Origin of the sequence: Nocardioides palaemonis (assembly GCF_018275325.1) — a bacterium.
Classification (GTDB): Bacteria; Actinomycetota; Actinomycetes; order Propionibacteriales; family Nocardioidaceae; genus Nocardioides; species Nocardioides palaemonis.
The window spans coordinates 2,065,691-2,086,441 of record NZ_JAGVQR010000001.1; the positions used below are offsets into that span (position 1 = coordinate 2,065,691).

Consider the following 20,751-nt stretch of genomic DNA (forward strand, 5'->3'; position numbering starts at 1 on the left):
CAGACGGGCGGCGCCCCGCTAGATGGTGAGGGGGTCCACCTGGACCCGCACCGGGTCGAGCTTGCGGGCCGACCGGAGCCGCTGCAGGTCGCCGAGCGCGCCGGACAGGGCCGGACCGTGCGCCCACGGCACCCGCAGCACGACGCGGTGCTCGTCGGCCACCGGTACCGGCCCGAGGACCTCGGCACCGTCGGGGAGGTCGAGCAGGTGCAGCGCGTCGTCGAGCGCACCGAGGTCGCCGGCGAGGGTCGCGATGCGGGCCGCCGGCGGCAGGTGCGCCGCGGCGCGCTCCTCCGCCTCGCGCCGGGCGAACCCGGCCGGGTCCCAGCGGACCAGCGCCTGCAGGATCGGGTGGGCCGGGTCGCCCACCGCGACGACGTGGCCGCCCGCGCGCACGAGCGCGGCCGCGTTGAGCCAGCGGCGCAGCGCCTCCTCGGTGGCGCGCAGGTCGTCGCGGGCCAGCGTCAGCCACGTGTCGAGGACGACGACGGCGGCATAGCCCTTCGCGGCGACCGGTTCGGCGCCGACGGTCGCCACGACGACGTCGGCACGCTCCCCCACCGACGCGAGCACCCGGTCGCCGCTCGAGCTGCGGACCGTCGTGCCGGGGAACATCCGGCCGAGCTCCTCGGCGGTGCGTGCCTCGCCCCGCACCGGCGCCCGCAGCCCGCGCCCGCCGCAGGTAGGACAGGCCCACGCCGGCTCGGTGTGGCCGCACCAGCGGCACTGCGGTGGGTCGACGGGACCGGGGACGCTCAGCGGACCGGTGCAGACCGAGCAGCGGGCCGGGGTGCGGCACGTGTCGCAGGCGAGGGCGGCGGCGTAGCCGGCGCGCGGGGTCTGCACCAGGACCGGCCCGGACTCCAGTCCGCGGCGGATCGCCTCGTAGGCCGGCCTCGGGATGCGGGTGCCGACGGCGCGGTCCTCGGCGGGGACGGCCTCGACGCGGACCCGGGCGCGGAGGACGGACCGCGGGGTGGCCAGCTCGCGGGCCCACCCGGAGGCGAGCAGGTGCTGGGCCTCCGGGGTGCGGGCGACCGCCCCCAGCAGCGCCGCGGTGCCCTGCTGCTCGGCCCGCGTCAGGAGCACCTCGCGGGTGTGGGGGTAGGGGGCGCGGGGCTCGGCGTGCAGGTCGTCCCCGTCGTCCCAGACCACGACCAGGCCGAGGTCGTGCACCGGCGCGAAGGCCGCCGAGCGGGTGCCGACGACGACCCTGCGGGCGCCCCGCGCCACCGCGAGGAAGTCGCGGTAGCGGGCGGCGGGGCCTCCGTCCGCGGTCAGGCAGACGTGGTGGCCCTCCCCCAGTCGTGCCGTCAGCGCGGCGTCGACCCGATCGACGTCACGCCGGTCCGGGACGCAGACCAGCGCGCCGCGGCCAGAGGCGTACGCCGTGGCGACGGCGTCGGCGACCATGGCCGGCCAGTCGTCGGCTGGTGCCGCCGACCACACCGCGCGAGGCGCCTCGGCCGCGGCGAGGCGGCGCAGGAACGCATCGGCGTGCGCGACGTCGCCCCACGTCGTGGTCGGCCCGCCGGTGAAGGGAGGCGCCGGGACGGAGGTGTCCTTCTCGGCGCGGGCGTGCCGCGGCGGCACGGCGAGCCGGAGGACGTCGGAGCGGGCGCCGGCGTAGCGCCGGGCCAGCGTCTCGGTCAGCCGCACCACCTCCGGCAGCAGCACCGGCTCCGGGCTGACCACACGGCGCAGCGGCTGGAGCCGCCCGGTGTGGTCGGTCGTCGAGGCCCGCTCGACGACGAACCCGTCGACGTCCTGGCCGGCGAAGCGGACCTTCACCCGCGCGCCGGGCGCGGCCGTGTCGGCCATCGTCTGCGGGACGGCGTAGTCGAAGGGACGGTCGAGGTGGGCCAGGGCGATGTCGACGAGCACCCGCGCGACCGGGTCGGTGGTGGCAGGCTCCCAGTCGGCGGCCTTGCGGCGCCGCGTCGCGGCCGCCTTGGCGCGGGCGTCGTCCACGGCAGCACGAAGCCCCGGGAGCATGTCTGCTTCCGGGGCCTCGTGCGACGTCATGGCCGCGATTGTGTCAGCGTCCACCGACGCCGGATGTCATACCCCAGCGGCAGCCTTGAGCTTGTCGGCCCGGTCCGTGCCCTCCCAGGTGAAGTCCACGAGCTCGCGGCCGAAGTGGCCGTAGGCGGAGGTCTGGGCGTAGATCGGGCGGAGCAGGTCGAGGTCGCGGATGATCGCGGCGGGGCGCAGGTCGAAGACCTCGAGCACCGCCTCCTGGATCCGCTCGTCGGGCACCACGCCGGTCCCGAACGTCTCGATGAAGACGCCGACCGGGGCTGCCTTGCCGATGGCGTAGGCGACCTGCGCCTCGCAGCGACGCGCGAGCCCGGCCGCGACCACGTTCTTCGCCACCCAGCGCATCGCGTAGGCCGCGGACCGGTCCACCTTCGACGGGTCCTTGCCCGAGAAGGCACCGCCGCCGTGGCGGGCCATGCCGCCGTAGGTGTCGACGATGATCTTGCGGCCGGTGAGGCCGGCGTCACCCATCGGGCCGCCGATGACGAACGTGCCGGTGGGGTTCACCAGCATCCGGTAGCCCTCGGAGGGGATGTCGAACGTCGCGAGGACCGGGTCGATCACGTGCTGCTTGATGTCGGCCTCGAGCGTGGCGTGGTCGATGCCCGGGTCGTGCTGGGTCGACAGCACGACGGTGTCGATGCGCAGCGGCCGGTCGTCCTCGTCGTACTCGATGGTGACCTGGGTCTTGCCGTCGGGACGGAGGTAGTCGAGCGTGCCGCTCTTGCGCACCTCGGTGAGCCGCTGGGCGAGGCGCTGGGCGATGGTGATCGGCAGCGGCATGAGCTCGGGGGTGTCGTCGCAGGCGTAGCCGAACATCAGGCCCTGGTCACCCGCACCCCGCTTGTCGAGCTCGTCCTCGCTGGAGCCCACGCGCGACTCGTGGCCGGCGTCGACGCCGGCGGCGATGTCGGTGGACTGCGCACCGATGGCGACCTGCACGCCGCACGTGGTGCCGTCGAAGCCCTTGTCGGAGGAGTCGTAGCCGATGTCGAGGATCGCCTTGCGCACGATGTCGGCCACCGGGGCGTACGCCGTCGTGCGGACCTCGCCGGCCACGACCACGAGGCCGGTGGTCAGCAGCGTCTCCACGGCCACGCGCAGGTTCGCGCGGTCGGGGTCCTCGGCCATGAGGTGGTCGAGGACGGAGTCGCTGATACGGTCAGCGATCTTGTCGGGGTGCCCCTCGGTCACCGACTCGGAGGTGAACAGGCGTCCAGCCACGTTGGATCTCGATTCTCGTGTCGATCAGTTGACTTCAAATCTACCCGGCGCCCGGCATCCGGGACGGCCGTCTCAGTCGACGACTCGCCGTACAACCTCGTCCCAGATGACGTGCGCGAGCGCCGTCTTGCTCCCCCGCGGCACCTCGACGGCAGCACCGTCGGCGGCGAGGATCACGGCCTCGTTGTCGGCGCTGCCGAAGACCGCACCGCCGCTGACGTCGTTGACGACCAGCAGGTCGCAGCCCTTGCGCGCCAGTTTGGCGCGACCGAGCTCGAGGACCGTGCCGGTGTCGTCGCCGGTCTCGGCGGCGAAGCCCACGATGACCGCTCCCGGACGGGCGCGGTCGTGGGAGATCTCGGCGAGCACGTCGGGGTTCTGGGCCAGCTCGATCGCCGGCGCCGAACCGTCGGGAGCCTTCTTGATCTTGGCCTCGCTCACCGCCGTCGGCCGGAAGTCGGCCGGCGCCGCGGCCATCACGACCGCGTCGGCGGTGGCGGTGGCGGCGAGGACGGCGTCGCGCAGCTCTGCCGTCGTCTCGACGCGCACCACGCTCACGCCCGCAGGGTCGGGGAGCGTCACGTTGGCGCTCACCAGGGTGACGTGCGCGCCCCGCGCCGCGGCGGCACGCGCCAGCGCGTGGCCCTGGAGGCCGGACGAGCGGTTGCCGAGGAAGCGCACGGGATCGAGGTACTCCCGGGTGCCGCCGGCCGAGACCACGACCTTGCGGCCGGACAGGTCCTGGGGTGCGGCGTGCCCGCGCTCGAGGACGGCGCTCGCGAGCTCGAAGATCTCGGCCGGGTCGGGCAGGCGGCCCTTGCCGGTGTCGGCTCCGGTCAGCCGGCCCTCGGCGGGCTCCACGACCACCACGCCGCGCGCGCGCAGGGTGGTGACGTTGGCCTGGGTCGCCGGGTGCTCCCACATCTCGGTGTGCATCGCCGGCGCGAGGACCACCGGGCACCGTGCGGTGAGCAGCGTGTTGGTGAGGAGGTCGTCGGCCAGGCCGTGGGCCGCACGGGCGAGCAGGTCGGCCGTCGCCGGGGCCACGACCACCAGGTCGGCCTCCTGGCCGATCCGCACGTGCGGGACCTGGTGGACGTCGTCCCACACGTCGGTGGAGACCGGCTTGCCGGACAATGCCGCCCACGTGGGGGCGCCGACGAACTCCAGCGCGGCGGCCGTGGGCACGACGGTGACGTCGTGCCCCGACTCGGTGAACCGGCGCAGCAGCTCGCAGGCCTTGTAGGCCGCGATGCCGCCGGCGACCCCGAGGACCACCTTCGGCGCGGGACGCGCCTCGCGGCTCATCGCGGTGCCCGCGTCACTCCGTGGCGTCGCCGGCGGCGGCAGCCTCGGCAGCAGCAGCCTCGGCGGCGGGGTCGATGTCCTCGCAGGTCAGGAGGTCGTCGTTGATCTCGCGCAGGGCGATCGAGAGCGGCTTCTCCTGCACGTGGGTGTCGACGAGCGGGCCGACGTACTCCAGCAGGCCCTCGCCGAGCTGGGAGTAGTACGCGTTGATCTGGCGGGCACGCTGGGCGCTGTAGAGCACCAGCTTGTACTTGCTGTCGGTCTTGGTGAGCAGGTCGTCGATCGAGGGGTTGGTCACGCCCTCGGCGGCGATGGTGGGAGAAGCCACGGTGTGGGTGCCTCGCTAGTCGTGTTCGTCAGGATGTCGGTGAAGCCGGTCCGACCATCAAGGCTACCAACTCGTCCGCAGCAGCGTGAACTTCGTGGTTGACGATGGTGACGTCGAACTCCGGCTCGGCGGCGAGCTCCTCGCGCGCGGTCTCCAGCCGGCGCTCGCGCTCGGCCTCGGTCTCGGTCCCGCGGCCGACCAGCCGGCGCACCAGCTCCTCCCACGACGGCGGCTTGAGGAACACGAAGAGCGCCTCGGGCATCGTCTCGCGCACCTGGCGGGCGCCCTGGAGGTCGATCTCGAGCATCGCGGGGTGGCCCGAGGCGAGCGCGAGGTCGACCGGTCCGCGGGGCGTGCCGTAGCGGGCCGCCTTGTGGACGACGGCCCACTCGAGCAGGTCGCCCTTGTCGACCATGGCGTCGAACTCCTCGTCGGAGACGAACCAGTAGTGGACGCCGTTCTCCTCGCCGGGGCGCGGGGCCCGGGTGGTGGCCGAGACGGAGATCCAGACCTCGGGGTGCGTCTCGCGCACGGCGGCGGCGACGGTGCCCTTGCCGACGGCCGTGGGTCCGGCGAGCACGATCAGCCGCGAGCGACCCGGGGCACTGTCTGCTGCCGGTCCGGTCACGACGCGTCGGGGCCGAACTCGCGCTCGAGGGCGGCGATCTGCTTCACGCCGAGCCCCCGCACGCGCCGGCTCTCGGCGATGTTGAGCCGCTCCATCACCTGGCGCGCGCGCACGCGGCCCAGGCCGGGGACCGACTGGAGCAGCTCGACCACCCGCATCTTGCCGATGACCTCGTTGGTCTGGCCCTCCTGGAGGACGTCGAGGATCGAGCCCCCGGAGTTCTTCAGGCGGTTCTTGACCTCGGCGCGCTCACGGCGCGAGGCCGCAGCCTTGTCGAGGGCTGCCTGGCGCTGCTCGGGCGTCAGAGGGGGCAAGGCCACGAAAGCTGTCCTTCGTCGGGTGTGGTCGGCGGGTGCGGGTCAATCTAGTCAGGTCCGACGGAGGCAGGCAATCGAGCGCCCGGCCGCCCGGCGCAGAGGTGATGTTCACCATGTCCGGGCCGACTCGTCAGCGCGCGAGCGGGGTCCCGCAGACGTCGAGGGCGTGCTGCTCCACCGCGACCATGGCGGTGACCGTCCGCTCGGAGCCGACCTCCCGGGCCGCTGCCTCGATGTCGCGCCGGGCGGAGGGGTCGAGCCCGGCAGGCGGGTCCTCGGCGGAGTACGACGAGGGGTCGACGTCGTGGGCGTCGAGGACGTCCTGCAGGTCGTGCAGCGGGGTCACGACGGCGTCCCAGTCGTCGGCGACGTCGCGCGGCGCCTGCTCGGCGAGGTCGTCGTAGGCGTCGAGCGCGTCGAAGAGGGCGCCGGTGTCGTCGGAGGCAGCCACCTCGGTGAGGTCGGCCTGGTGGTCGCGGACCGCCTCGCAGTAGTCGGCCTGCGGGTCGTCCGAGCAGGCGACGGTCGCCAGCGGGAGCGCCAGGGTGACGGCGCCGAGGAGGAGACGGGCCCGGGTCACGCCCCCAACCCTCGCACGGCGTCGTTGCCGCGGAGCGCGGCGTCGCGCAGGGCGGCCACGTCCGGTCCGGCGCGGAGCACCTCACGGCTCGAGCTCGGCAGCGCCCACCGCGCGGCACGACCGAAGATCCGCTCCAGGTCCGCGACGGTGCCGCCCTGGGCGCCGTAGCCGGGGACCAGGAGCGGTCCGTTGACGTCGAGGTCCTCCCCCGTCTCCCCGATCGTCGCGCCGACGACCGCCCCGAACGACCCCACCGGCTCGGCGCCGGCGTTGAGCTCGCGCAGGCGCGCCAGCACGGTCCCGGCCACCGTCCCCTCCGACGTCCGTGCGTGCTGGACCTCCGGACCCTCCTTGTTGGAGGTCAGCGCGAGGACGAACAGCCCGGCGCCGTGGCGCCGGCACGACTCCACCATCGGGTCGAGCGAGCCGAAGCCGAGGTAGGGGCTCGCGGTGATCGCGTCGCACGCGAGCGGCGACGTCGGGTCGAGGTACGCGTCGGCGTAGGCCTGGCTGGTCGAGCCGATGTCGCCTCGTTTGACGTCGAGCAGCACGAGCGCGCCGGCGGCGCGGGACTCCGCGACCACCCGCTCCAGCACCGCGACCCCGCGGCTGCCGAACCGCTCGTAGAACGCGCTCTGAGGCTTGACCACCCCGACGACGGGGGCGACCGCCTCGACGACGGTCAGCGCGAACCGCTCTAGCGAGGCGACGTCGTCGCCGAGGCCCCACTCGTGGAGGAGCGCGGCGTGCGGGTCGATGCCGACGCAGAACCGGCCGCGGTCCTCGATCGCCTGGGCCAGCCGGGTGCCGAACGGGGTCATGCGTCCTCCTGCGGGTCGGAGTGGGAGACGTGCTGCGCGGCGAGGTCGGCGCGCAGCCGGGTGACGGTGGTGGGGTCGTGGACGAGGGCGGAGCCGACCTGCACCGCGACGGCGCCGGCCTCGAGGTAGATGCGGGCGGAGGCGACGTCGTGGACGCCGCCGCACGCGACGACCGGGACCGCGGGCAGGGCCCGCGCGACGGCGAGCACGCAGCGCAGCGCGACCGGAGCGGCCGCCGGTCCGCCCAGACCCGCCGACCGGCCGTCGGGGAAGGCGGCCGGCACGGCGTTGCCGACGACCACCGCGGTGGCACCCGCCTCGTGGCAGGCGCGGGCGCCCTCGACCACCCGCGAGGCGTCGGGGCGGAGCTTGGCGAGGACCGGGCGGTCGGCAGGGAACTCGCGCCGCACGGCCGCGACGACGCTGGCGGCGTGGAACGGCTCGCGGGTCTCGAACACACCGGCCGCGACGTCGTCCGGTGAGCCGAGGTGGACCTCGAGGCCGGCCACGCCCGGTGCCCGCGACAGCCGGCGCGCGAGGTCGGCGTACTCCCCCATCGTGGAGCCCGCGACGGACACGACGACCTCGACCCCGGCGCGCACGAGCCACGGCAGCTCGGTGGCGAGGAAGTGCTCGAGGCCGGGGTTGGGCAGCCGCACGTCGTGGAGCAGGCCGCCGGGCACCTCCGCCACGCGCGGGTCCGTGCTCGCCGGGCGCGGGTCGAGGGTGAGCGACCGTGTCACGAACACCAGGCCTGCGAGGCCGTCGGGACCGGCGTACGCCGCGAGCTCGCGGCCGGTGCCGCCGCAGCCGGCCGCGACCATGACCGGCCCCGGGACGACGGCGCTCACAGGACGTCCCAGCGGACCCGGTCGCCGCGGACGACCGGCCCTTCGGTGCAGGCGCGGACGACGCGGTCGACGGAGTCCTCGCCGACCACCGGCAGCGGGCAGCCGTGGCACAGCCCGGTGCCGCAGGGCGTCGGCACCTCGACCGCGACCTGGCTCCACGCGCCGTGGCGCTCGGCGGCCGCGGCGACGGCGCGCAGCACCGGGGCCGGACCGGCGGCGTAGACGACGTCGACGTCCCGGGCGACGAGCTCGTCGGCGTGGTCGGCCGCGGTGCCGCGACGACCGACCGACCCGTCGGCGGTCAGCACCGTGACCGAGCGCGCGGAGCGGCGGGCCTCGAGCGCGGAGAGGAGGCGGGACTCGTCGGGCGCGGAGACGACCAGCGCGACGGCGCAGCCGCGCTCGCGGAGCCGCTCGGCGAGGGGGAACATCGGCGCGGCTGCGTAGCCGTCGCCGACGAGGAGGCACGCGACCGGGTCCTTGGGCAGGGCGAACGGCCGTCCCAGCGGGCCGGTGAGGGTGACCGGCGTCCCGACCGGCTGGGAGGCCAGCCACGTCGTGCCGGGGCCCGTCGGCTCGACGACGACGTCGAGGGTGGGGCCGTAGGCGCTGGACGCGCGCACGCGGTGCACCCAGAGCGCGCGGCGCGCGGTGTGGCCGGGGACGCTGACCGCGACGAAGGTGCCCGCGCGGAAGCGTTCGGGGACCCCGGGGGCGGTGAGGGTGAGGTGGCGGTAGGCGCCGGCGCGCCTGGTGGCGACCATCTCGCCCACGACGTGGACGGGCTCGTGCGGCCCGACCGCCACCCGCTCAGCCACCCGCGACCAGCCCCCGCACGATCCGCCGTGGCCACAGCGGCCCCTCGTAGACGAAGGCGGTGTAGCCCTGGAGCAGGTCGGCGCCGGCGGCCAGGCGCCGCCGGGCGTCGTCGACGGTCGTGATCCCGCCGACGCCCACCAGCGTGAGGCCGGGGCCGACGCGGTCGCGGAGCATCCGCACGACGTCCTCCGACCGGGACGTCAGCGGCCGGCCGCTGAGGCCCCCGGCGCCGATCCGCTCGACGTCGGCGGCCGCCGTGGCGAGGCCCTCGCGGCTGATGGTCGTGTTGGTGGCGATGATCCCGTCGAGGCCGGCGGCGGTGGCGAGGTCCGCGACCGCGAGCACGTCGTCGTCGCTGAGGTCGGGCGCGATCTTCACCAGCAGCGGGACCCGGTGGTCGGGGCGCACCTCGTCGGCCCGGCGGCGTACGGCCGCGAGGATCGGCTCGAGCTTCTCGACCGCCTGCAGGTCGCGCAGGCCCGGGGTGTTGGGCGACGACACGTTGACCACGAGGTAGTCCGCGTGCGGAGCGAGCAGGCCGGCCGACTTCTCGTAGTCGCGGGCGGCCTCGGCCTCCGGGACGACCTTGGACTTGCCGATGTTGACGCCCAGAACGGGCGGACCGAGGAACGAGGTCCGGCCGTGATGCGAAGCGGCCTCAGCCACCGGGGGGTTACGTGATCTCCAGGCAGCAAGCCGGCGCGCCACCACCTCGGCGCCGTCGTTGTTGAAGCCCATCCGGTTGACGATCGCGTGGTCGTCGGTCAGCCGGAACAACCGCGGTTGCGGGTTGCCGGGCTGGGCCTCGCCCGTGACGGTGCCGACCTCGACGTGGCCGAAGCCGAGCGCGGCGAGCCCGTCGATGCCGACGGCGTTCTTGTCGAAGCCGGCGGCGAGGCCGAGCGGGTGCGGGAAGGTCAGGCCGAGTGCCTCCACCGGCGCCGACGGCAGCCGCACCGCGCGGCCGGTCAGCGGTGCCGCTGCCCGGATCGCGCGGAACGCCGCGTGGTGGATCCGCTCGGGGTCGACCCGTGCGAGCCCCTGCCGGAACAGGACGTCGTAGGGACGTGGTCTCGAGGCTCGCTGCGCTCGCACCTCAACCACCGATGGTCGGGCTCGTGGTCGGGGTGGTGGTCAGACGGCCCGCCCAGTCCTGCAGCGACCGCACGCCGATGTCGCCGCGGCGCATCGCCTCCAGGCCCTGCACGGCGGCGCCGAGGCCCTGGATGGTGGTGATGCACGGGATGTCGGTCAGCACCGCGGCCGTACGGATCTCGTAGCCGTCGGCGCGCGGCGACCCGCCGCTGGTGGCGCCGTGGGGCGTGTTGATCACCAGGTCGACCTCCCGGTCCAGGATCCGGCCGACGATGGACGGCTCCCCGTCGGGGCCCTCGCCCTCCGACTGCTTGCGCACGACGGTCGCCTCCACGCCGTTGCGGCGCAGCACCTCGGCGGTGCCCGCGGTGGCGAGGATCTCGAAGCCCATGTCGGCGATCTGCTTGACCGGGAAGATCATGTGCCGCTTGTCGCGGTTGGCGACCGACACGAAGACCTTGCCGGCCAGCGGCAGCGAGCCGTAGGCCGCGGCCTGCGCCTTGGCGAACGCGGTGCCGAAGAAGGCGTCGAAGCCCATCACCTCACCGGTCGAGCGCATCTCCGGCCCGAGCAGCGCGTCGACGGTGCGGCCGTCGGCGGTCTTGAAGCGGTCGAACGGCATGACCGCCTCCTTGACCGCGATCGGCGACCCGTCGGCGAGGTGGCCCCCGTCGCCCTCGGCCGGCAGCACGCCCGCGACCCGCAGGTCGGCGATCGACTCCCCCAGCATCACGCGGGCCGCGGCCTTGGCGAGCGGCGTCGCGGTCGCCTTGGAGACGAACGGCACGGTGCGCGAGGCGCGGGGGTTGGCCTCGAGGACGTAGAGCACGTCGGAGGCGAGCGCGAACTGGATGTTGAGCAGCCCGCGCACGCCGAGCCCCCGGGCGATCGCCTCGGTGGAGCGGCGGATCCGCTCGATCTCCTCGCGGCCCAGCGTGATCGGCGGCAGCGCGCACGAGGAGTCACCGGAGTGGATGCCGGCCTCCTCGATGTGCTCCATCACGCCACCGAGGAAGAGCTCCTCGCCGTCGAAGAGCCCGTCGACGTCGATCTCGACCGCGTCGTCGAGGAACCGGTCGACGAGGACCGGCTGGCGCTCGTTGATCAGCCCGTTGGCGACGTACTTCTCCAGGTAGGCCTCGAGCGCGGCGTCGTCGTAGACGATCTCCATGCCGCGTCCACCCAGGACGTAGGACGGGCGCACCAGGACCGGGTAGCCGATCTCGTGGGCGATCCGCTGCGCCTGCGGGTACGACGTCGCGGTGCCGTGCTTGGGCGCCGGGAGGCCGGCGTCGGCGAGCACCCGTCCGAAGGCGCCCCGCTCCTCGGCGAGGTGGATCGCCTCGGGGGTGGTGCCGACGATCGGCACGCCCGCGTCGGCGAGCCCCTGCGCGAGGCCCAGCGGGGTCTGGCCGCCGAGCTGGCACACGACGCCGGCGACGGGGCCGGCCTGCTGCTCGGCGTGAACGATCTCGAGCACGTCCTCGAGCGTGAGCGGCTCGAAGTAGAGCCGGTCGGAGGTGTCGTAGTCGGTGCTGACAGTCTCGGGGTTGCAGTTGACCATGATCGTCTCGTAGCCCGCGTCGGCGAGCGCGAGCGAGGCGTGGACGCACGAGTAGTCGAACTCGATGCCCTGGCCGATGCGGTTCGGGCCGGAGCCGAGGATGATCACGGCCTCCTTGCCCTCCGCGCGCGGGCGCACCTCGGTCTCCTCGTCGTAGGAGGAGTAGTGGTACGGCGTGCGGGCGGCGAACTCGGCCGCGCAGGTGTCGACGGTCTTGAACACCGGGCGGATGCCGAGCGCGTGGCGCACACCGCGGATCACGTCGGCGCTCAGGCCCCGGATCTTGCCGATCTGCTCGTCGGAGAAGCCGTGCCGCTTGGCCAGCCGGAGCAGCTCGGGGGTGAGCTCGGTGGCGTCGATGAGCTGGACCGCGACCTCGTTGATCAGCGCGAGCTGGTCGACGAACCACGGGTCGATCTTGGTGGCCTCGAAGATCTCCTCGGGCGTGGCACCGGCGCGGATCGCGTCCATCACCTTCTTCAGGCGACCGTCGTGCGGGACCGTGATCTCCTCGAGCAGCGACGCCTTGTCGAGCTCGACGAACTCCTTGTGCCAGTCGAAGGGCGCGTGCTTGCTCTCCAGCGAGCGCAGCGACTTCTGCAGGGCCTCGGTGAAGTTGCGGCCGATCGCCATCGCCTCGCCGACCGACTTCATGTGCGTGGTCAGCGTCGGGTCGGCCTCGGGGAACTTCTCGAAGGCGAACCGCGGGACCTTCACCACGACGTAGTCGAGCGTCGGCTCGAAGGAGGCCGGGGTCTCCTCCGTGATGTCGTTCTGGATCTCGTCGAGGGTGTAGCCGATGGCCACCTTCGCCGCGATCTTGGCGATCGGGAAGCCGGTGGCCTTGGACGCCAGCGCCGAGGAGCGCGACACGCGCGGGTTCATCTCGATGACGATGAGCCGGCCGTCGGCGGGGTTGACGGCGTACTGGATGTTGCAGCCGCCCGTGTCGACGCCCACCGCACGGATGATGGCGATCGCGAGGTCGCGCATCTTCTGGTACTCGCGGTCGGTGAGCGTCAGCGCCGGCGCGACGGTGATCGAGTCGCCGGTGTGGACGCCCATCGGGTCGAGGTTCTCGATGGAGCAGACGATCACGCTGTTGTCGGCGCGGTCGCGCATCACCTCGAGCTCGTACTCCTTCCAGCCGAGGATCGACTCCTCGAGGAGCACCTCGGTGGTCGGGCTCGCGGCCAGGCCCGCACCGCCGATGCGGCGCAGGTCGGCCTCGTCGTAGGCCATGCCGGACCCGGTGCCGCCCATCGTGAACGACGGGCGGACGACCATCGGGTAGCCGAGGTCGCCGGCGGCCGCGAGCAGGTCGTCCATCGAGTGGCAGATGACGCTGCGGGCCGACTCGCCGCCGAGCTCCTCGACGATCTTCTTGAACTGCTGGCGGTTCTCGCCGCGCTCGATCGCATCGATGGAGGCGCCGATCAGCTCGACGCCGTACTTCTCGAGGATGCCGGCCTTGTCGAGCGCCATCGCGCAGTTGAGCGCGGTCTGGCCGCCGAGGGTGGCGAGCAGCGCGTCGGGGCGCTCCTTCGCGATCACCTTCTCGACGTAGTCCGGCGTGATCGGCTCGACGTAGGTCGCGTCGGCGAACTCCGGGTCGGTCATGATCGTCGCCGGGTTGGAGTTGACCAGGATGACCCGCAGGCCCTCCTGGCGCAGCACGCGGCAGGCCTGGGTGCCGGAGTAGTCGAACTCGCACGCCTGGCCGATGATGATCGGCCCGGAGCCGATGACGAGGACGGACTGGATGTCGGTGCGCTTGGGCATCAGAGGGTGCCTCCCATCAGGTCGCAGAACCGGTCGAACAGGTACGCCGCGTCGTGCGGGCCGGCGGCGGCCTCCGGGTGGTACTGGACGGAGAAGCTCTTCAGCGCTCCGTCGGGCCCCCGCAGCTCGAGGCCCTCGACGACGTCGTCGTTGAGGCAGACGTGGCTGACCGACACCTCACCGAACTCCGTGGTGGTCGAGCCCTCGAGCGGGGCGTCGACCGCGAAGCCGTGGTTGTGCGCGGTGACCTCGACCTTGCCGGTCGTGCGGTCCATGACGGGCTGGTTGATGCCGCGGTGGCCGTACTTCAGCTTGTAGGTGCCGAAGCCGAGCGCGCGGCCGAAGAGCTGGTTGCCGAAGCAGATGCCGAAGTAGGGGATGCCGGCGCGCAGCGCGTCCTGCAGGAGCGCGACCTGGCCGGTGGTCGCCGCCGGGTCGCCGGGGCCGTTGGAGAAGAACAGCCCGTCGGCGCCGGTCGCCTGCACGTCAGCGAGCGTCGCGGTGGCGGGCAGCACGTGGACCTCGATCCCGCGCTCGCTCATCATCCGCGGCGTGTTGGCCTTGATGCCGAGGTCGACCGCCGCGACGGTGAAGCGCTTCTCGTCGACGGCAGGGACGACGTACGCCTCGCTCGTGCTCACCGCCTCGCTCAGGTTGGCGCCGGCCATCTCGCCGGACTCGAGCACCCGGGCGAGCAGGCGCTCGGGGTCGGTCTCGGTGGTGGAGATGCCGACCCGCATCGCGCCGCGCTCGCGCAGGTGGCGCGTGAGCGCGCGGGTGTCGACGCCGCTGATGCCGACGACGCCCTGCTCGCGCAGCGAGTCGTCGAGGGTGCGGGTGCTGCGCCAGCTGCTCGGCACGCGGGCGGGGTCGCGGACGACGTAGCCGGCGACCCAGATCCGGGAGGACTCGGGGTCCTCGTCGTTCATGCCGGTGTTGCCGACGTGCGGGGCCGTCATCACGACGACCTGGCGGTGGTAGCTGGGGTCGGTCAGCGTCTCCTGGTAGCCGGACATGCCGGTGGAGAAGACCGCCTCGCCGAAGGTCTCGCCCTCGGCACCGAAGGACTCACCGCGAAAGATGCGCCCGTCCTCGAGGACCAAGAGCGCTGGGGCAGGCAGAGCCATGCCGTACCTCCTTCTCCGCCTCACGGGACGGATCGTTAAAGGATGTTCGAGCCGTCCGCGACACTACCAGCGCGAGGCCGTCACGGCCTCATCGCGTCCACGCCGCGAGTCCCAGCTCCGGGCCCTCCCAGCGGCGTCGCAGCCAGCGGTCGTGCGAGGCGAGCACGACGCCGCCCGGAGCCGTCGCGAGGGCGTCCTCGAGCTCGCCGGCGAGCGCCAGCGAGACGTGGTTGGTCGGCTCGTCGAGCAGCAGCAGGTCGGGCGCGGCGGCGATCGCGACCGCGAGCAGCAGCCGCCGCCGCTGGCCCACCGACAGGCTCCGCACGGGCGTGCGGTGGTCCCGCGGGTGCAGCAGGCCGAGGTCGCGCAGCGCGGGTGCGCCCGGCAGCGCACGGACCGCGTCGTCGTACGTCGCCGCCGCCGACCGCGTCGGATCGGCCACGTCCGGGTCCTGGGTCAGCTCGCGGACGGTGCGGGCGGTGACCTCGAGGGTTCCCGCGGTCGGTGCCAGGCGGCCGGACAGCACGCCCAGGAGTGTCGACTTGCCGGCCCCGTTCGCGCCTTTGACGAGCAGGTGCTCCCCCGCCGCGAGGTCGAGCCGCGGCAGTCGCAGCCGCCCGTCGACCACGACGTCACGGGCCTGCACGAGCCGGCCGGTGGCCGCGGACGTCAGGTCGCCGCGGAACCGCAGCGGCGCGGCGGGCTTGCGGACCTGCTCCCGCTCGGCCACCTCGAGGCGGCGCTGCGCGTCCTTCTTGCGCCGCGAGAGGGTCTGCTCGACCCGCGCGCCCTTGAAGCCGTAGATGTACTTGTCGCCGTCGGTCGGCCCCCGGTCGTGGGCGATCGTGCCGGTCCCGATCCGCGTCGCGGCGCGGAGCCGGGCGATCTCCTCCTGCTGCGCGGCATAGGTCTCCTCCCACCGGCGGCGGGCGTCGGCGCGCGCCGCCTCGTAGGCGCTCCAGCCCCCGCCGAAGCGCCGGCCCCCGCTCCCGTCGGTGCCGAGCTCGCCGGCGTCGAGGTCCACGAGGTCCGTGCACACGTCGTCGAGGAGCACGCGGTCGTGGCTCGCCAGCAGCACCACGCCCGGCAGGTCGAGGAGGAACTGGGTGAGGACCTCGATCGCGTCGTCGTCGAGGTGGTTGGTGGGCTCGTCGAGGAGCAGGCAGGTGGGGCGGGTGGTCATGATCGTCGCGAGGGCCAGACGGGTGCGCTGGCCGCCCGACAGCGTGCCGACCGGTCGGTCGGCGTCGATCCCGTCGAGCCCGAGGCGGGCCGCCGCCACCGTGGCGCGACGGTCGGCGTCCCAGGCGTCGTGCGCGACCGCGAGCTCCAGCGCACGCTCGTACGCCGCGGCGCCGTCGTCGGTGTCGAGGTGGGCGGCGAGCCGCTCGACGTCCGCGACCGCGGTGCGCAGCGGCGCCAGCGTCAGGGCCAGCACCTCGGCCACGGTGTCCGTGTCGCGGAATGGCGGCTCCTGGCCGAGCAGCACCAGGTCGTCGGGAGCGTCGATGCTGCCCGCGAGCCGCGCCCGGTCGGGAAGCCGGCCGGCGACGGCGCGCAGCAGGGTCGACTTGCCGGCGCCGTTCTCGCCGACGAGCCCGATCCGGCGCCCCGGCTGGGCGAGCAGGTCGATCCCGCTCAGCACGGTGCGGTCCGGGAAGCTCACCGAGAGCCCGGTGACGACGAGGGGTGCGACGCCCGGGACGGGGCGGGTGGAGGCGGATGACATGCGGAGTCCTTGCGGGTCAGCGGGTGGACTCGCCGGGCACGGGCGCACGGGGTGCGCCGCCGCGGTCGCGAGTCGGGTCAGTCCTGGATCCACATGGTGGGTCGAGCCTAGCCGCGGCGGTGCTGCCCGCCAACCGGTTTTGCCCACGCGCAGGTTTGCGTCGCCCGCGCGGCGGGCAGCACCCGTCGCATGACCCCCTCCACGACCGTCCTGTCCCGCGTCGCTCTCGCTGCGGCCGCCCTCGTCTGCCCCGCCGCTCTGGTGGCGGCACCCGCCCACGCCGAGGTGGTCATCGACTGCGCCGGTGGCGCCGTGACCGTCGACCAGAGCGTGGAGACGGTGACCCTGACCGGCACCTGCACCGACGTCGTGGTCTCGGGCAGCAACACGGTGGTGACGATGCCGGGCGCCACCAGCCTGTCGGTGACCGGGGCCAACACCGACGTCACGTCGTCCGGGCCGGTGGGCGACCTCGAGGTGTCGGCCGGCAACAGCTCGGTCACCGCGCCCGCCGCCGGCACCGTGACCCTCGGCGAGGGCAACGACTCGGCACGGATCGCGGGCACCGTGGGCCGGGTGCGCCTGCTGGCCGGCAACACCCGCCTCGTCGCGGGCCGTACCGGCGCCGTGCTCGTGCGCACGTCCAACGCCACCCTCCGCGCCGACCGCGCCAGCAAGGTCGTCGTGCGCGGCGCCAACAACACCGTGCGGGTCGGTCGCCTCCCGACGCTGAAGGTCGTCGGGGCCAACAACCGGGTCACGGTGGCGAAGGGGCGTACGGCCGTGACCGTGCGCGGCGCCAACAACGTGGTGCGGGTGCACCGGAAGGCCTGAGCCCGGGGGCCGAAGGTCCCGTGGATGCTGCCCGCCGACCGCCCCGGCTGGCACGCTGGACGCATGCGCGTCGTCGACCTCGGCCAAGCCGTCCGCGCAGTGCGGGAGCACTGCGGATACCTGACCTCGCCCCGCGTGGTGACGAGCGGCAACTTCGCGTCGCCGGTGACGGTGCTCGGCCCGCTGCTGGCCGAGCTGCCCGCGGCCCGGTTGCACGCGCTCAACGCCCAGGCCTCCCTGCCGCTGCACGACGGGATCGTCCCGGAGACGACGTTCGTGGGCCCCGGCTACCGGCGCCACCCGCGTCTGTCCTACGTCCCGTGCCGGCTCTCGATGGTGCCCCGCTTGTTCCACGGACCTCTGGCGCCCGACGTCGTGGTCGTGCACACGACGCTGCCGCGTGACGGCAAGGTCTCGCTCGGCCTCGAGGTCAACGTGCTGCCCGCCGCGGTGGAGGCGGCCCGCGCCCGCGGCGCGCTGGTCGTGGCGCAGCTCAACCCGCGGATGCCGTGGACCTTCGGCGACGCCGAGCTGGCGCTGGACGCGTTCGACCTAGGCGTGGAGGTCGACGAGCCCATGGCCGCGCACGTCGCGGCCGCCCCCGGCGACGACGCCCGCCTGATCGGGTCGCTGGTCGCGGCCGAGATCGGCGACGGCGCGACGCTCCAGGCCGGGATCGGCGAGGTGCCGGACGCGACCATCGCCGGCGTCCTCGAGCGGCGCGGCCTGCGCGTGTGGACCGAGATGTTCAGCGACGGCGTGCTGACCCTGGAGAAGGCGGGCGCCCTCGACCGGGGCACGCCGGTGCGGACCTCGTTCGTCTTCGGCAGCCACGAGCTCTACGACTGGGTCGACGACAACCCGCGGGTGCGGATGCTGCGCACCGAGACGACGAACGCGCCGGCCGAGATCGCGCAGCAGCCGGCGATGACCTCCATCAACACCGCCCTCCAGGTCGACCTGTTCGACCAGGCCAACGCGTCGCGGATCGGCGCCCGGATCCACAGCGGGTTCGGCGGCCAGACCGACTTCACGGTCGGGGCGAGCCACTCCCCCGGCGGCCGCGCGTTCATGGCGCTGCGCAGCTGGCACCCGAAGGCCGACGTGTCGACGATCGTCCCGCTGGTGGACGAGCCGGTGACGTCCTTCCAGCACAGCGCGGTCGTGACCGAGCAGGGCGTGGCGTGGATGTGGGGGCGCGACGAGCGCGAGCAGGCGCGGAACCTGATCGAGCAGGCGGCCCACCCGGCCGTCCGCGAGGATCTCTGGGAGGAGGCGCGGGCGCTCGGGCTGGCCTGAGCGGGCCCGTCAGAGCCAGGGCTGGGCCGAGACCTGCGCCACCGTGCCGTCGGCCTCGCGCCACACCACGACCGCCAGCGCGCCGTCGGGGTCGTCCGAGAGGATCCGGCCGAGGTCGGCGCACGGCACCACGGGAGCGGCCACGTCACCGGGCAGCGCCAGCACGCCCGTGCACACGGCAGGCGCGGCGTCGACACGCTGCGGCGGCCCGGACGCGACGGCGCGGCCGCCCCGGACCAGGGCGGCACGCACCGTCAGCGTCGTCCCCCGCACCTCCTCGGCGACGACGAGGTCCCAGGTCGCCTCGGCGGGGATCCGGGCTCCGTCCTCCCGGAACCTCGCCCCGTGCAACACCTGCGCCGTCTCGGCGTGGCCGGTGAGGTCGCGCGCGAGCACCTGCTCGTCCTCGAGGAACCACACCTGCGGGTCGAAGGTCGACCCGTCGGTGCACGAGGCGTGCCACCGGTCCCACGCGGCGTCGTGTCCGCCCAGGAGCCGGGTGCCCGATGCCGTCAGCCGGTCCGACGGCGGACCACCACGTCGGTCGCGCGACCGACCGGGCACTGCGCCGTCTCGGTGCCGTCGTACCAGCCGGCGTGCCGACCGGGTGCGTAGTCGCCGGCGCCCCGGGGGCCGGGCAGGTCCGGGCCCCAGGCGATCCGGATGCCCGCACAGCTGCGTACCGCCCGGCCCGGCGGCAGCAGGCACAGCGAGGTCTCCGCGACGCCCGCCACGGGGTGGGCCGAGCGCAGAACGTGCCACCCGTCCGGGACGGGGACCACGAGGTCCGGGCCCGCGCCCACGACGCGGTGCGGCTTGGTTGCATCCGTCGGGCTCGCGGCGGTCGGGCTCGCAGCGGTCGAGGTCGCTGGTGCGGGGGACGGGGACCTCGCCGCCTCCCGGCGGCGCAGGCCGGGAGGGCCAGCAGGACGGTCACGGCCAGCAGCCGCAGCGGCGTACGTCGGATCACCCCGGTGGGACGCGCCTGCGCCGCGTCGGGTTGTCGTCGCGGTGCATGTCGCGCTGGGTGTCGGTCAAGCGACGAACACGCAGAAGACGTGACCGGCCGGGCTGGCGTAGGCCCGGAGCGGCTCGTCGGGGTCGTCGGTGCGGTCGAACCGCAGCTCGCCGCCCAGCGCGAGCACCCGGTCGTGCGCGGCGTCGAGGGCCGCCCTCGTCGCGACGGTCGTGTCGAGGTGCGAGACCGACGGGTGGCCGGGCTCGGGCCAGCGGCTCGGCTCGAGCGCGTCGACCCCCTGGATGGCCAGGATGCGGGTGCCGTCCGGCCGGGTCAGCACCAGCCAGTCGGCGTCATCCGGACCGTCGGACGGCACCTCGTCGCCGGCGCGGTAGGCCAGGTCGAGCAGGCGCCGCCAGAACTCCGCCTCCCCGCGGACGTCGACGGCGTCGAGGACGGTGTGCAGCAGCTGCGGGGCGTCGCTCATCACCCGACCCTACGAGGGTGTCAGGATCGGGGCCATGGTCCCGTGGATCCAGATGTTCCTCGACACCCCCGCCGTGCACCTCGACGAGGCGGTGACCTTCTGGTCCGCGGTGACGGGCTGGCGGCCCTCCGAGCGGCGCGGGGAGGACGGGCAGTTCCTGACGCTCCTGCCCGGTTCCGGGCCGGGCTGGGTCAAGCTCCAGGCGGTCGACGGCGCGGGAGGGGTGCACCTCGACCTCGACTCCGACGACCGACCGGGCGCGACCGAGGCCGCGCGCGCCCTCGGCGCGACCCACGCGTGGACCTACCACGACGTCGAGGTGATGCGCTCCCCCGGCGGTCTCACGTTCTGCCAGACCCTCGTCCACGGCCCCACCATCCTCGAGCGGGACGGTCGCACGATCCTGGACCAGGTCTGCATCGACGTGCCGCCCGCCCACTGGACCGCCGAGGTCGACTTCTGGTCCGGCCTCAGCGGTCGTACGCCGGAGGTCGGCGCGCTCCCCGAGTTCGTCCGGCTCGTCGAGGCCGGCAAGCCCCGGATCCTGCTCCAGCGCACCGCTGACGCCGACGGGCCGGTGCGCGCGCACCCCGACCTCGCGACGGCCGACCGCGCGTCCGACACGGTCCGGCACCGCGAGCTCGGCGCGGTCGTCCGCGCCGAGCACGACTTCTGGACCGTCCTCGAGGCCCCCGGCGGTCAGGTCTACTGCCTCACCGACCGGGATCCGGGGACCGGCGGCCGCGCCTGAGCCGAGCGACCCTCGACCTTGAGTCTCTGAGCGACTCACGTGTCCAGGGTCGCCCCGACACGCCCGGCCCGCAGGTTGAGTCTCTGAGCGACTCAGGTGCCCAGGGTCGCCCCGACACGCCCGGCCTGCAGGTTGAGTCTCTGAGCGACTCAGGTGCCCAGGGTCGCCCCGACACGCCCGGTGTGCAGGTTGAGTCTCTGAGCGACTCA

The 20,751-nt window shown here is 74.1% G+C and carries 20 protein-coding genes; 3 read left to right on the plus strand and 17 right to left on the minus strand.

Annotation, left to right across the window (positions count from 1 at the left end):
- Positions 1 to 18: 18 nt before the first annotated feature.
- The 14 genes from KDN32_RS10140 to KDN32_RS10205 all read right to left on the minus strand — a co-directional run bounded on the left by KDN32_RS10140 (position 19) and on the right by KDN32_RS10205 (position 16,213).
- A complete protein-coding gene (locus KDN32_RS10140; RefSeq protein ID WP_211731849.1) occupies positions 19 to 2,025 on the minus strand; it encodes a primosomal protein N' in 2,007 nt (668 codons plus the stop codon).
- A 36-nt stretch (positions 2,026 to 2,061) separates the two neighbouring features.
- Positions 2,062 to 3,264, minus strand: coding sequence for a methionine adenosyltransferase (metK, locus tag KDN32_RS10145; RefSeq protein WP_211731850.1), 1,203 nt, complete (start codon positions 3,262 to 3,264; stop codon positions 2,062 to 2,064).
- 72 nt (positions 3,265 to 3,336) lie between these two features.
- Positions 3,337 to 4,572 carry a bifunctional phosphopantothenoylcysteine decarboxylase/phosphopantothenate--cysteine ligase CoaBC gene (coaBC, locus tag KDN32_RS10150; RefSeq protein ID WP_211731851.1) on the minus strand — a complete coding sequence of 412 codons (1,236 nt, stop codon included), beginning with the start codon at positions 4,570 to 4,572 and terminating at the stop codon, positions 3,337 to 3,339.
- Between the two features lie 13 nt (positions 4,573 to 4,585).
- Positions 4,586 to 4,900 carry a DNA-directed RNA polymerase subunit omega gene (gene rpoZ / locus KDN32_RS10155; RefSeq protein ID WP_207085295.1) on the minus strand — a complete coding sequence of 105 codons (315 nt, stop codon included), beginning with the start codon at positions 4,898 to 4,900 and terminating at the stop codon, positions 4,586 to 4,588.
- Positions 4,901 to 4,928: 28 nt separating this feature from the next.
- On the minus strand, positions 4,929 to 5,486 hold the full coding sequence (gmk, locus tag KDN32_RS10160) for a guanylate kinase (RefSeq protein WP_249216929.1): 558 nt from the start codon (positions 5,484 to 5,486) through the stop codon (positions 4,929 to 4,931).
- Between the two features lie 38 nt (positions 5,487 to 5,524).
- Positions 5,525 to 5,848 (minus strand): integration host factor, actinobacterial type, encoded by a 324-nt coding sequence (gene mihF / locus KDN32_RS10165; protein ID WP_211731853.1) that lies wholly within the window; start codon positions 5,846 to 5,848, stop codon positions 5,525 to 5,527.
- 127 nt (positions 5,849 to 5,975) lie between these two features.
- Positions 5,976 to 6,425 carry a hypothetical protein gene (locus tag KDN32_RS10170; RefSeq protein ID WP_211731854.1) on the minus strand — a complete coding sequence of 150 codons (450 nt, stop codon included), beginning with the start codon at positions 6,423 to 6,425 and terminating at the stop codon, positions 5,976 to 5,978.
- Entirely contained in the window at positions 6,422 to 7,246 is an 825-nt protein-coding gene (gene pyrF / locus KDN32_RS10175) for an orotidine-5'-phosphate decarboxylase (RefSeq protein WP_211731855.1), read from the minus strand. Before pyrF ends, KDN32_RS10170 begins: the two co-directional genes overlap by 4 nt.
- Positions 7,243 to 8,097 carry a beta/alpha barrel domain-containing protein gene (locus KDN32_RS10180; protein ID WP_211731856.1) on the minus strand — a complete coding sequence of 285 codons (855 nt, stop codon included), beginning with the start codon at positions 8,095 to 8,097 and terminating at the stop codon, positions 7,243 to 7,245. The genes pyrF and KDN32_RS10180 overlap by 4 nt, the downstream gene beginning before the upstream one ends.
- On the minus strand, positions 8,094 to 8,915 hold the full coding sequence (locus tag KDN32_RS23300; protein WP_211731857.1) for an iron-sulfur cluster-binding protein: 822 nt from the start codon (positions 8,913 to 8,915) through the stop codon (positions 8,094 to 8,096). Before KDN32_RS23300 ends, KDN32_RS10180 begins: the two co-directional genes overlap by 4 nt.
- Positions 8,908 to 10,011 (minus strand): quinone-dependent dihydroorotate dehydrogenase, encoded by a 1,104-nt coding sequence (locus KDN32_RS10190; RefSeq protein WP_211731858.1) that lies wholly within the window; start codon positions 10,009 to 10,011, stop codon positions 8,908 to 8,910. The genes KDN32_RS23300 and KDN32_RS10190 overlap by 8 nt, the downstream gene beginning before the upstream one ends.
- 1 nt (position 10,012) lies before the next feature.
- Positions 10,013 to 13,357, minus strand: a complete 3,345-nt coding sequence (gene carB, locus KDN32_RS10195; RefSeq protein ID WP_211731859.1) for a carbamoyl-phosphate synthase large subunit — start codon at positions 13,355 to 13,357, stop codon at positions 10,013 to 10,015.
- The gene (gene carA / locus KDN32_RS10200) at positions 13,357 to 14,484 is read right to left on the minus strand and encodes a glutamine-hydrolyzing carbamoyl-phosphate synthase small subunit (protein ID WP_211731860.1); all 1,128 of its coding nucleotides are present in this window, start codon (positions 14,482 to 14,484) and stop codon (positions 13,357 to 13,359) included. The genes carB and carA overlap by 1 nt, the downstream gene beginning before the upstream one ends.
- An 88-nt stretch (positions 14,485 to 14,572) precedes the next feature.
- A complete protein-coding gene (locus KDN32_RS10205) occupies positions 14,573 to 16,213 on the minus strand; it encodes an ABC-F family ATP-binding cassette domain-containing protein (protein WP_211731861.1) in 1,641 nt (546 codons plus the stop codon).
- 189 nt (positions 16,214 to 16,402) lie between these two features.
- On the opposite strand from KDN32_RS10205, the gene KDN32_RS10210 reads away from it, so the two are divergent.
- On the plus strand, positions 16,403 to 17,047 hold the full coding sequence (locus KDN32_RS10210) for a DUF3060 domain-containing protein (protein ID WP_211732491.1): 645 nt from the start codon (positions 16,403 to 16,405) through the stop codon (positions 17,045 to 17,047).
- A gap of 63 nt (positions 17,048 to 17,110) precedes the next feature.
- Positions 17,111 to 18,346, plus strand: a complete 1,236-nt coding sequence (locus KDN32_RS10215) for an acetyl-CoA hydrolase/transferase family protein (protein ID WP_211731862.1) — start codon at positions 17,111 to 17,113, stop codon at positions 18,344 to 18,346.
- Between the two features lie 9 nt (positions 18,347 to 18,355).
- Here the strand turns inward: KDN32_RS10215 and KDN32_RS10220 are convergent, their stop codons facing one another.
- From KDN32_RS10220 to KDN32_RS10230, 3 genes are all read right to left on the minus strand, one after another.
- Positions 18,356 to 18,910 carry a hypothetical protein gene (locus KDN32_RS10220; protein WP_211731863.1) on the minus strand — a complete coding sequence of 185 codons (555 nt, stop codon included), beginning with the start codon at positions 18,908 to 18,910 and terminating at the stop codon, positions 18,356 to 18,358.
- Positions 18,859 to 19,149 (minus strand): hypothetical protein, encoded by a 291-nt coding sequence (locus KDN32_RS10225; protein ID WP_211731864.1) that lies wholly within the window; start codon positions 19,147 to 19,149, stop codon positions 18,859 to 18,861. Before KDN32_RS10225 ends, KDN32_RS10220 begins: the two co-directional genes overlap by 52 nt.
- Before the next feature lie 231 nt (positions 19,150 to 19,380).
- On the minus strand, positions 19,381 to 19,791 hold the full coding sequence (locus KDN32_RS10230) for a VOC family protein (RefSeq protein ID WP_211731865.1): 411 nt from the start codon (positions 19,789 to 19,791) through the stop codon (positions 19,381 to 19,383).
- A 34-nt stretch (positions 19,792 to 19,825) separates the two neighbouring features.
- Here KDN32_RS10230 and KDN32_RS10235 point away from each other — a divergent pair, with 34 nt between their 5' ends.
- A complete protein-coding gene (locus tag KDN32_RS10235; RefSeq protein ID WP_211731866.1) occupies positions 19,826 to 20,542 on the plus strand; it encodes a VOC family protein in 717 nt (238 codons plus the stop codon).
- Positions 20,543 to 20,751 lie beyond the last annotated feature (209 nt).

Bases quoted from the DNA above. Each gene is read 5' to 3' on its own strand.
- KDN32_RS10140 (WP_211731849.1), bottom strand. From the start codon at position 2,025: ATGACGTCGCACGAGGCCCCGGAAGCAGACATGCTCCCGGGGCTTCGT.
- coaBC (WP_211731851.1), bottom strand. From the start codon at position 4,572: ATGAGCCGCGAGGCGCGTCCCGCGCCGAAGGTGGTCCTCGGGGTCGCC.
- pyrF (WP_211731855.1), bottom strand. From the start codon at position 7,246: ATGACCCCGTTCGGCACCCGGCTGGCCCAGGCGATCGAGGACCGCGGC.
- carB (WP_211731859.1), bottom strand. From the start codon at position 13,357: ATGCCCAAGCGCACCGACATCCAGTCCGTCCTCGTCATCGGCTCCGGG.
- carA (WP_211731860.1), bottom strand. From the start codon at position 14,484: ATGGCTCTGCCTGCCCCAGCGCTCTTGGTCCTCGAGGACGGGCGCATC.
- KDN32_RS10205 (WP_211731861.1), bottom strand. From the start codon at position 16,213: ATGTCATCCGCCTCCACCCGCCCCGTCCCGGGCGTCGCACCCCTCGTC.
- KDN32_RS10210 (WP_211732491.1), top strand. From the start codon at position 16,403: ATGACCCCCTCCACGACCGTCCTGTCCCGCGTCGCTCTCGCTGCGGCC.
- KDN32_RS10215 (WP_211731862.1), top strand. From the start codon at position 17,111: ATGCGCGTCGTCGACCTCGGCCAAGCCGTCCGCGCAGTGCGGGAGCAC.
- KDN32_RS10230 (WP_211731865.1), bottom strand. From the start codon at position 19,791: ATGAGCGACGCCCCGCAGCTGCTGCACACCGTCCTCGACGCCGTCGAC.
- KDN32_RS10235 (WP_211731866.1), top strand. From the start codon at position 19,826: ATGGTCCCGTGGATCCAGATGTTCCTCGACACCCCCGCCGTGCACCTC.